Origin of the sequence: Streptomyces sp. NPDC018833, assembly GCF_044390825.1 — a bacterium.
Classification (GTDB): Bacteria; Actinomycetota; Actinomycetes; order Streptomycetales; family Streptomycetaceae; genus Streptomyces.
In genome coordinates this window covers 1-9,812 of the sequence record NZ_JBIRZM010000037.1, presented here as the reverse complement: position 1 = coordinate 9,812, position 9,812 = coordinate 1, and the positions used below count along the sequence as shown (strand labels likewise).

Sequence of the window (9,812 nt, the reverse complement as noted above, 5' to 3'; positions counted from 1 at the left end):
ACCTCTCGTGTGGGACGGATAGACCTCCAGGTCAGGCGCACGCTGCGGCGAGACCACGCTTCGGAGTGCTTGAGGAACCCTCGGGAGGAGAGTCACACGGCCCCGTCGGGTACTCCGACGAGAGGAACCGGATCCCAAGCATCGTTTCCATGTTCTGCTCGATCAGCGTCTGCAAGTGTCGCTCCAGCGCCACCGTCGCTCCTGGGATCTCGGCCGCCTGGCCGTCAGCGATCCGAAACAGCTTCAGATCGTTCACGGCTTCCCCCGTTCACCTCGATGGCCTCGCACAGAACAATCGATTCCGGGCAGCCGCGTATTCCGGACCGCACGTACCGTCTCCTTGCGTCGGTTCTCGGCGAGACTGTCGTGCTCCTCGGGCTGGCGGTCTCCGCGCGGGGCGAGCCGGTGTCAGCGGATCGGTTAGGACTCTCCCAGAATCCGCATCAGGTGACTCTTCTGGCGGCGAAGCTGCTCCACTGTCGCCTTCGAGCGGGTGGGCCAGCCTTCACGGATCAGCTGCAGGTTGACATCCTTCTTCGGCATTCCCCGCCTGTAGGCCAACTTGCCCACCAGAGTGTCAATCTCCCCGCGGAGCATGCGCTCCGCGCGGTGACGGGGCGGGGCGGGCGCAGGGGTCGGCTTTGGGTTCTCCACCACGGCTACCGCGCCGACGGGCGCGGACCGCAGACCGCGGGCAGCGTTCACCGCATAGGTCGAGGGGATGCCGTTCGCTCGCAGCCACGCCGCTGCCTTGGCGACCTCAACGGGTGTCACCTCATCGCCATCGACGATTGCCCTATCGAAGACCGCCTCGGTCGCGTCAAGCGGGATGCGGAGGTCGAGCATCCCTCCCCCAGAATCGCCACTATCGCGCACACGCTCGACACGCTCGGCCTCGATCTCCAATTGGTGACGGAGCTCCTCCTCGATGGCTCGTCCATGCTCCATGATCGACGGAATCGCGGGGATGAACAGGCGGGCGTTGAACTCCTCGTCTTCACGGATACGCACGAAGCGTCCGACAACCTGGCGGAAGAACAGGGGCGTGCGGATCTTTGTGGCGTACAGCCCGACTCGTCTGCCGCCACCTGCGGCTTTGCCTCGGAAAGGGCCTCTGACCTGCGTCGGAGGCCCTTTCCGATCTTTCGGGGGCTTGCCGAGTTAGGCAGCGAAAAGTCCCTCGGAAGTCCCTCAGACAGCGTTGAAAGTCCCTGAAAAGTCCCAGGAGCACAGAGGCGGGCGAGGTCTCTGGGCAGGGCGTTTGCGACGGCCACCGGCACCTTACGCTGGGGTTGCCCACCTCGAGGCCGTCTTGGATCGGCGGGAATGCAAGGCCTTGGCGTTGATGATCGTGTTGGTCACACGGCCCATTCGGCGCGGGTGGCTACGAGCATCAGTACTCGTAGTTCTCGGAACACTCGGTGTACTGGCGTAGGCCTCAGCGCCGTGCAGCCGGTGGAGGACGTCGGCAGTGCACCTGCTTGGTGCTGGCTTCCAGGCGCACCACGCGCCGTGGCGGGCGATAGCGAGGTGGGATCGCTCCAGCCATCTGCACCGGCCCAAGGTGTGTACCACGCACAACGGGCCTCCCCGGGCGGGCCGAACGGACTTGGCGGCCTCTGCGGCAGGTCTGGGCGATAGCCTGGTGAACACTGTCACCAGGCCTCTACCGCAGTGGAGTTACTCTTGCCGCAGCTCGCCGTCGCGAACACCCTCTGGGCCGAATACGAGCAGTTGGAGAAGCCGGTGCGGGCGGGGCTCCGCAAGGCGATGGCAAAGTTCCAGACTCTGACCGTGGCGGAATTGCACGCGGACAAGGGGCTGCATCTGGGGGCCGTGCGCAACGCGCGTGACCCGCGCCTGAGGACGATCCGCATCACCGAGTTCTGGCGCGGTGTCGTCCTCGCCCCCAATGACGGCAGTGACACCTTCCTCCTCGTCAAGATCCTCCCGCATGACGCGGCGCTCGAGTGGGCAGCCAAGCGGCTCTACACCGTGAACTCCGCCACCCACAGTCTCGAAGTCCGCGACGCGCCGGCCATCGAGCAGCTGACGAACGTACTGGGGGAGGCCGCCGCCCGCCTCCCGTCGCGGTTGTTCGCGAAGTGTTCCGATGAGGTCCTGGGAGATCTCGGCATCGACCCGCAGACCCTGAAAGCGGTGCGGACCGTCATAGACAGAGCACAGCTCGAAGCCTTCGGACCGCTGCTCCCCGAGGACCAGTTTGAGGTGCTGCAGTACCTTGCCGAAGGATTTGACCCTGCCGAAGTCCACCGCGATCTGGTGACTGCCCGACGCCCCGCCGACGCGGGACCCGACGCTGTTGAGGATCTTGCGGCCGCCATAGCCAACACGCCAAGGCGAATCACCCTTGTCACCGGTTCCGAGGAGCTGGAAGAGATTGCTGGCAAGCCGCTCGTCGTGCCGCAGCGCGGAGAACTGGCCGGCTACGCCACGCGTGGCGAACGCAAGGACTACAGATGCGAGCGCCTCCCCGTAGTCGGAGGCGGACAGGCAGACGTGTTCAAGGCGATACACAAGGCGACCGGTGCGGTCGTCGCTCTCAAGAAGCTACGGGAGAAGTACCCATTCCCTCGACAGGTGGCCCGCATGGGGCGCGAGATCGAACTCGGTCGTCGCCTCAGCGGGCACCCTCACGCGATGCCGGTCCTGGACTTTGACCCCAAGCACGCGTGGTTCGTCATGCCTTACGCGGAGACCACAGCAGAAGGATGCCAGGAGGAATTCACCGAGGTATCAGCCTTGCGGGCGCTCCTGGAAGCCCTCTGTTCTGTCCTTGCCGTGGCCCACCGGGAGGGATGGGTCCACCGGGACATCAAGCCGGCGAACGTGCTCCGGCTTGACGGCCGCTGGGTTCTCGCAGACTGGGGCATCGTGCGGCGTCCCCCGGGACAGACGACCGACCCGCAGCGCACTCGAGTGGGGATGTTCCTGGGTTCTGATGGGTTTGCTGCTCCGGAGCTGTACGACGATGCCCACCATGTCGGAGCGACCGCCGACATCTACAGCCTCGGACAGTTCATCGGCTGGGCCGTCACAGGCGAGATGCCCCTTGCAAACGTCCCCCTCATTCCGAAATCCGGTCCCTGGCGCGCGGTCGTACGGGAAGCCACGCAAAGGGATCCCGCGCGGCGGCCGGCCACGATTGCGGATTTCCTCGAGCTGATCGGCCAAGAGGTCGAGACGCCGCCACAACCCCCTGTCCTGCGGGGCGAGCACCTGAAACAGGAAGTGACCGATGGATCGTCCAGCGCAGCTGAGGAACTGATTTCCCTCGCTGCTGCACACGCCGACGACGCCGCCCTGTACTGCGACCTTCTGGTCACTGTGCCTCTTGCCTCCCTCATGCCGTCACTGCTGGCGGACCCTCACCGCGCGGTTGAGGTCGTGCGCGCAATGGCCGTACTGCTCGGCACGCACAGATCACCCGAGCGCGGAGAGGTGGATGCCACCATCATGTGGCTGATCAGCATTGCCCGTCAGGCCGCCCAGGCAAGCGAGCTGGACCTACTTGAAGAATGCTGCAGTGGCGCGTTTGAGTGGGACGCTCTATGGGATCAATGGGCACCTCAGGCCGAGATATCCCCGTGGCTGTCCACCTTGACCGGAGATGCCGCAAGTTCTGTCGCAGCGATGCTCCGACAGCACCCCGGGTGCGCAGCACACTTTCGTCACCTGTCTGACGACGGCCGCGTAGACCATCGAATTCGCGCGGCCGTCTCACACACCCCCAGCCTGGATCTCGAATGAGTCCTCGTCGGAATGTTGGTGCGTGTTTCTGCCTGCTAGATCAGAAGTCCGGGTGCACGGTGCACAGCTGCGGGGCGCCGCGGCACCGACCATCGACGCGTCCCGTCCGGCCCGGCGACAACCTGTCCACGCTCAACCCACGCGCCCAGTACACGCTCAGCGACCTTGGCAAGCGCTTCAACTGTGCGGTTGACTTCCTGCTCCCGTAGGCGGTGCTGACCATGTAACTCCCTTCGTGGTCAGGGCAGATCGGTGGTGCTGACGGCGGCTCGAGGCTGGTTGCGAGCCCACTGCTTGAGGTCGCCGACCCGGTAGAGGAAGTTCGGCACCGCGCATGCCCGCCGGAGTTGGGAAGGGACCAGAGGTCCCTATTGGATACGCTGGCGGCAGGCACCCGCGATCGAGGTTCCAAGCCAATCGGTCGTTGCTGAAATGCCCTCCAGTATCGGTACAGGCTTCACCGCCGGGAAGAGCGCTCGTAGGCGTGTGCTGTCGGCCTGGGAATGGGGGACATCTCCCGCGCGAGTGGTCGTGTGCTCCCTCAGAGCGCGGATTCCGGTTGTGGCCTCGATCGCAGGAATCAGGTCCAGAAGCGACAGACGTGTCCCGAAGGCCAGGTTCACCGGGCGGGATTCGACTACCCGGCGCAGCAGCGCGTCGGTGAGGACGCGGCATACGGTGCCCACGTACGTGAAGTCCCGCGTCTGAGTGCCGTCACCGTGCACGATTACAGGCTGGCCGGCGAGCGTGGCGCTGATCCACTTCGGGATGACGGCTGCGTAGGGGTGGTCGGCTCGCTGGCCGGGGCCGTAGACGTTGAAGAATCGGAAGGGCAGGACCGGCAGGCCGTAGCTGTGGTGGTACGCGCCCAGGTATGCCTCTGTGGCGAGTTTGGTGACTGCGTACGGGCTCATCGGGGCGGTGGTGAGCTCCTCGTGTTTCGGGAGGTGCGGGTTGGCGCCGTAGACCGAGGATGAGGAGGCGGCGAGCACGTGCAGGTTGTCGGCTCGGAGGGCGGCTTCGAGGACCTGGAGGGTGCCGGTCGCGTTGGCGTGGTGGCTGGCCAGCGGATCCTTCACGGAGCGCGGCACGGATGGCAGAGCAGCCAGGTGGACGATCGCGTCCGCGCCGTGGACGACCCGGTCAAGAAGAGCTGCGTCCTGGATGTCGCCTTCGATGAAGTGAGCATCGAGGCCCATAAGGTTGTCCTTGTGGCCGGTGGAGAGGTTGTCGATCACCCGGATCTGGGTGATCTCGGGGTGCTCAGCCAGCGTTCGGGCGAGGTTGCTGCCGATGAATCCGGCGCCGCCGGTGATCACGATTTTCACGGGCCGTGCCCTTCAGAGAGAGTCGACGTGTGCACCGACGAGTCGGCGGCGGCAGTCGAGGATGTACGGAGCGTGTGTGGTGATCGCGGGGTAGTCGAAGGCGTCGTGATCGGCGAGCAGTACGACGGCATCAGCGGCCGCGAGGCACTCGGGGGTCACTTCGACTCGCTCAACCGTTTGGAGATCGGCGGCACGAGGGTGCGCGTCGTCGACGACGTGAGGGTCTGCCGCCTGGACCTCGGCGCCCATGCCGGTGAGCAGCTCGGCGATCCGCGCTGCCGGGGTCTCTCGGGCGTCTCCGGTGTTGGCCTTGTAGGCGAGACCGAGCAGCAGAATCCGGGATCCGTTGAGGGACTTCCTGCGCTCGTTGAGACCGTCGACGAGGCGGCGGACCACGTAGTCGGGCATGTGGTTGTTCACGTCGTTCGCCAGCTCGACGAAGCGGAAGTTGCGCCCCAGGGTGCGCTGAACGCGCCAGGACAGATACGACGGATCGATGGGCAGGCAGTGGCCGCCGACGCCGGGGCCAGGGGTAAAGCGCATGAACCCGAACGGCTTGGTGGATGCAGCGTCGATGGCTGCCCAGACGTCGATGTCCAGTTCGTGGGCGAAGATCGCGAGTTCGTTGGCGAGGGCGATGTTCACGTGCCGGAAGGTGTTCTCCAGCAGCTTCGTCAGTTCGGCCTCCTTGCAGCTTGCGACGGGCACGATCGTGTCGACGAGGGACGCGTAGAAGCGGTGGACTGCTTCCGTGGAAGCGGTGTCGATGCCGGAGATGACCTTCGGGGTGTTCTCCAGCGTCCAGCTCGGATTGCCGGGGTCGATGCGTTCGGGGCTGTAGCCGAGGTGGAAGTCGGGGCCAGCGGTCAGGCCGGAGGCGCGTGCGAGGAGCGGGCCGAAGAGCTCCTCCGTGGTGCCGGGGTACGTGGTGGACTCCAGGACGACGGTTGCCCCGCGTCGGAGGTGGCGGCCGAGCATCCGCGCTGCCTCCTCAACATGGGAGAGGTCTGGCACGCCGTCGCGGAGCGGTGTGGGGACAGTGACGATCGCTACGTCGAATTCCGCGCAGTCGGATGCGTCGATGCTTGGGCGGTAGGTGCCGGAAGCAAGGAGCGGTGCCAGCCGTGCGTCCGGGATGTCTTCCACGTACGACTCGCCGAGGATCAGTCGCTTCACTCGCTGTGCGTCAACATCGAGGCCGACGACCCGGTGCCCGACTTCGGCGGCTCTGACCGCGAGCGGAAGTCCGACGTACCCCTGGCCTACTACGACGACGCGGAGCTGCTGGAACTCGGGATTCTTGATCATGCTGTCCACCTCGTTGGAGTGGGGTGAAGGCGGTGCGTGCGGATCTGCGGCAGCGCGGTGGCTCTAGGATGGGGACTGCCTCGGCCGTACGAGACTCGCTTGGCCGCCTGTCTCGGACGGCCGAGTGCCTTTCCAGCCCCCGGGCGCCCCTGAAAACCCGTGGGAAGGGCATTGCCCGGATTCGATACGATGGCGGCAGCTTGCAGCCTCGATCCGTCACCGTGCGTGATATCCCCATGCGGCCTGAGTGGTCGCGTCGACTGCAACCTCCCGACTTGGGCCCGCCGCGACACTGTCATCGGCGCCGTACGTACGAAATGGAGCATCCGAGGATGGCTCGACACCTGGTCACCAGCGCGCTTCCCTATATCAACGGGATCAAGCACCTGGGCAACATGGTCGGGTCGATGCTTCCGGCGGATGTGTACTCCCGGTACCTCCGCCAGCGCGGCCACGACGTCCTCTACATCTGCGCCACCGACGAGCACGGCACGCCGGCCGAGCTGGCCGCCAAGGAGGCCGGGCTGTCGGTCGCCGAGTTCTGTGCTCAGGCCCACGACGTGCAGAAGGCCGTGTACGACGGTTTCGAGCTGGCCTTCGACTACTTCGGGCGCAGCTCGTCGCAGCAGAACGTCGAGATCACCCAGCACTTCGCGCGGAAGCTGAACGAGAACGGGTTCATTGAGGAGCGGGCCATCCGCCAGGTGTACTCGCCCGTCGACGGCCGCTTCCTGCCGGACCGGTACGTCGAGGGCACCTGCCCGCACTGCGGCTACGACAAGGCCCGCGGCGACCAGTGCGAGAACTGCACCCGCGTGCTCGACCCGACCGACCTGCTCAACCCGCGCTCGGCGATCAGCGGCTCCACGGACCTCGAGGTCCGCGAGACCAAGCACCTCTTCCTGTTGCAGTCCAAGCTTCAGCACGAGGTCGAGGAATGGATCAGCTCCGTCAGCGCGCAGTGGCCGCACTTGTCCACGTCCATCGCCCGCAAATGGCTGACCGAAGGTCTCCACGACCGGGCGATCACCCGCGACCTGGACTGGGGTGTTCCCGTCCCGGCCGACACCTGGCCGGAACTCGCGGCCGAGGGCAAGGTCTTCTACGTCTGGTTCGACGCCCCGATCGCCTACATCGGCGCGACGAAGGAGTGGGCGGACGCCGCCCCGGACAGTGAGACCCGGGACTGGAAGTCGTGGTGGTACGAGGCCGACGACACCATCCGCTATACCCAGTTCATGGCGAAGGACAACGTCCCTTTCCACACCGTGATGTTCCCGGCCACCGAACTGGGTGTCCGTGAGCCGTGGAAGAAGGTCGACTTCGTCAAGGGCTTCAACTGGCTGACGTACTACGGCGGCAAGTTCTCCACCTCCCAGAAGCGCGGAGTCTTCACGGACGCCGCCCTGGAGCTGCTGCCCGCCGACTACTGGCGCTACTTCCTGATCGCCAACGCTCCCGAGTCCGACGACTCCTCGTTCACCTGGGAGCACTTCTCCGCGACGGTCAACAAGGACCTGGCCGACACCCTCGGCAACTTCGTCAACCGCGTCCTGTCCTTCTCGCGGAAGCGGTTCGGCGATGCCGTCCCGGCGGGCCACATGGCCGGTGAGGCGGAGGCGAAGCTGGGCGAGGAGATCGCTCGGCTGCTCGCCGAGTACGAGGAGCACATGGAGGCCCTCCAGTGCCGCAAGGCCGCAGCGGCACTGCGCGCCCTGTGGTCCGCGGGCAACTCCTATCTGGAGGAGAAGGCCCCGTGGCTGGAGATCAAGACCGATCCGGACGGCGCCGCGCTGACCCTGCGTACGGCGATGAACCTCATCCACCTGTACGCAGTCGTCTCCGAGCCGTTCATCCCTGCGTCGGCCGCCGCCATGCGCGGAGCCTTCGCTCTGGACGGTGACACCGCGACTTGGGTGACCGCCGAGCAGGCAAAGGCCCTGGACACGGTCCCGGCCGGTGCCGCCTTTACCGTGCCGCCGGTGCTCTTCGCGAAGATCACGGAGGAGGACCTGGAGTCCTACCGTGACCGCTTCGGTGGCGCCGAGACCGCCTGACCGTAACCGCCGCACCCGTACCGCCCCCGTCCTCATCGGGCGGTACGGGCCGCGAGGCGACCGGGCAGCTCTGTGGGCGGCACGTTCATCAGCCGGATCCGAGGGGTGCCCTCGCCCACTTCGATCCTGGTGACGCCGGCGGAGCCGGGTACGTACTCGAGGTACCGGTCGAAGCTGTTCTGCGTGAGCCACAGCAGCAGGCAGGCGATCCCCCCTCCGTGGCCGACCAGAACGGTAGTGCGGTACGGACTGGAGGCGACTTCGTCCCACGCGCGTATGTAGCGGGCCTGGACGTCCTCGGATGACTCGCCTCCTGGCGTGCGAAGCTGGTGGATGGGCACACCGTGGCGAGCAGCCTCGATCTGGGCGAACTCCCGGGGCTGGCCGCCGAGATGGCCGCTGTTCTTGGCCGCCAGGCGCTCGTCCACGCGTACGTCAGCCGGGGCGAGCGCGGCAGTCAGCAGTGCGGCGGACTCATGGCAGCGTGACATCGGGCTGACGAGCATCTGATCCACCGCAATCTTGGCTGCGGCAAGGCTGGCAGCGACGTTGCCGACGTCGTTGGTCCCTCGCTCACTGAGCCGGCCACCGACGGCCCGGCCTTGGTGAATGCCCTGGAGGTTCTCCTCCGTCTCGCCGTGCTTGATCAAGTAGATGTGCTTCGCGTGCATGGCTCGTACCCCTTCCTCGCCTCAGTCCCAGTCGCGTACGTCGACGCGCGCGGATACGGCGCCGACGAGCTGGTCGTGGTCGGCTTGCTTCATGGCGGGGAAGCGGTCGTAGTGCCACTCGATGTAGAGGACGGAGATGAGGCTCAGCGTTCCGTCGGCGAGAAGCTTGTTCAGGACGGGGTACTCGGCGCCCTCGATGTCCATCTTGACGACGACGTGATCATGCGGGGTGACAGTGCGGCGCATCCAGGCGCTGAAGTCGGTGGCCGGCACGGCGACGGGCGCGCTGTAGTCGATCTGCTGGTCGTACATCGGCGGCACGCGCTTGCCCGGCATCACGGTGGAGCTCTCGTGGTGACCGAGAAAGAGGTCGATCGTTCCGTCGTGGGTCCATACCGCGCTGTGGGAGATCTCGACGCGGGGAGAGTGGGCGGCCCGTGCGACTTCCTGGCGGATGGAGGGATGCAGGTCCTTGTTGGGCTCGAAGGCGTAGAAGTCGTGGTCCGGGAGTTCGTCGATGAAGCGGTTCAGCACGATTCCGAGGTTGGTGCCGCAGTCGATGAAGACCTTGCGCATGGGGTACTCCGTAAGTTGTTGGATGGCCCGGGAGGGCCGGATGTGGCTTATGGGGTCTTGCCTTCAGTGGCTCCGCAGGAGTGGCCGTCCGGCTCTCCGGG

At 66.0% G+C, this 9,812-nt stretch carries 8 protein-coding genes; 2 read left to right on the top strand and 6 right to left on the bottom strand.

The features are described 5' to 3' along the window. Positions 1-31: 31 nt before the first annotated feature. Together ACH5AF_RS35200 and ACH5AF_RS35195 are read right to left on the bottom strand one after the other, a co-directional pair. Positions 32-256 (bottom strand): hypothetical protein, encoded by a 225-nt coding sequence (locus tag ACH5AF_RS35200; RefSeq protein ID WP_398907613.1) that lies wholly within the window; start codon positions 254-256, stop codon positions 32-34. A gap of 164 nt (positions 257-420) precedes the next feature. Then, positions 421-1,011: a hypothetical protein gene (locus ACH5AF_RS35195; RefSeq protein WP_398907611.1), complete on the bottom strand. Its 591-nt coding sequence runs from the start codon at positions 1,009-1,011 to the stop codon at positions 421-423. A gap of 675 nt (positions 1,012-1,686) precedes the next feature. Between ACH5AF_RS35195 and ACH5AF_RS35190 the strand changes: the two genes are divergently transcribed. Then, positions 1,687-3,771, top strand: a complete 2,085-nt coding sequence (locus ACH5AF_RS35190) for a hypothetical protein (RefSeq protein ID WP_398907609.1) — start codon at positions 1,687-1,689, stop codon at positions 3,769-3,771. 368 nt (positions 3,772-4,139) lie between these two features. Here the strand turns inward: ACH5AF_RS35190 and ACH5AF_RS35185 are convergent, their stop codons facing one another. Both ACH5AF_RS35185 and ACH5AF_RS35180 read right to left on the bottom strand, forming a co-directional pair. Next, the gene (locus ACH5AF_RS35185; protein ID WP_398907607.1) at positions 4,140-5,099 is read right to left on the bottom strand and encodes an NAD-dependent epimerase/dehydratase family protein; all 960 of its coding nucleotides are present in this window, start codon (positions 5,097-5,099) and stop codon (positions 4,140-4,142) included. 12 nt (positions 5,100-5,111) lie between these two features. Beyond that, positions 5,112-6,407: a nucleotide sugar dehydrogenase gene (locus ACH5AF_RS35180; protein ID WP_398907605.1), complete on the bottom strand. Its 1,296-nt coding sequence runs from the start codon at positions 6,405-6,407 to the stop codon at positions 5,112-5,114. 332 nt (positions 6,408-6,739) lie between these two features. Between ACH5AF_RS35180 and metG the strand changes: the two genes are divergently transcribed. Continuing rightward, positions 6,740-8,464, top strand: a complete 1,725-nt coding sequence (gene metG, locus ACH5AF_RS35175; RefSeq protein ID WP_398907603.1) for a methionine--tRNA ligase — start codon at positions 6,740-6,742, stop codon at positions 8,462-8,464. A 32-nt stretch (positions 8,465-8,496) separates the two neighbouring features. Here the strand turns inward: metG and ACH5AF_RS35170 are convergent, their stop codons facing one another. Then, on the bottom strand, positions 8,497-9,135 hold the full coding sequence (locus ACH5AF_RS35170; protein ID WP_398907602.1) for a histidine phosphatase family protein: 639 nt from the start codon (positions 9,133-9,135) through the stop codon (positions 8,497-8,499). A gap of 21 nt (positions 9,136-9,156) precedes the next feature. After that, positions 9,157-9,711, bottom strand: a complete 555-nt coding sequence (locus ACH5AF_RS35165) for an FkbM family methyltransferase (RefSeq protein ID WP_398907600.1) — start codon at positions 9,709-9,711, stop codon at positions 9,157-9,159. Positions 9,712-9,812: the final 101 nt, after the last annotated feature.

Excerpts from the sequence above, each read along its gene's own strand:
- ACH5AF_RS35180 (WP_398907605.1), bottom strand. The coding sequence starts at position 6,407 with ATGATCAAGAATCCCGAGTTCCAGCAGCTCCGCGTCGTCGTAGTAGGC.
- metG (WP_398907603.1), top strand. The coding sequence starts at position 6,740 with ATGGCTCGACACCTGGTCACCAGCGCGCTTCCCTATATCAACGGGATC.
- ACH5AF_RS35170 (WP_398907602.1), bottom strand. The coding sequence starts at position 9,135 with ATGCACGCGAAGCACATCTACTTGATCAAGCACGGCGAGACGGAGGAG.
- ACH5AF_RS35165 (WP_398907600.1), bottom strand. The coding sequence starts at position 9,711 with ATGCGCAAGGTCTTCATCGACTGCGGCACCAACCTCGGAATCGTGCTG.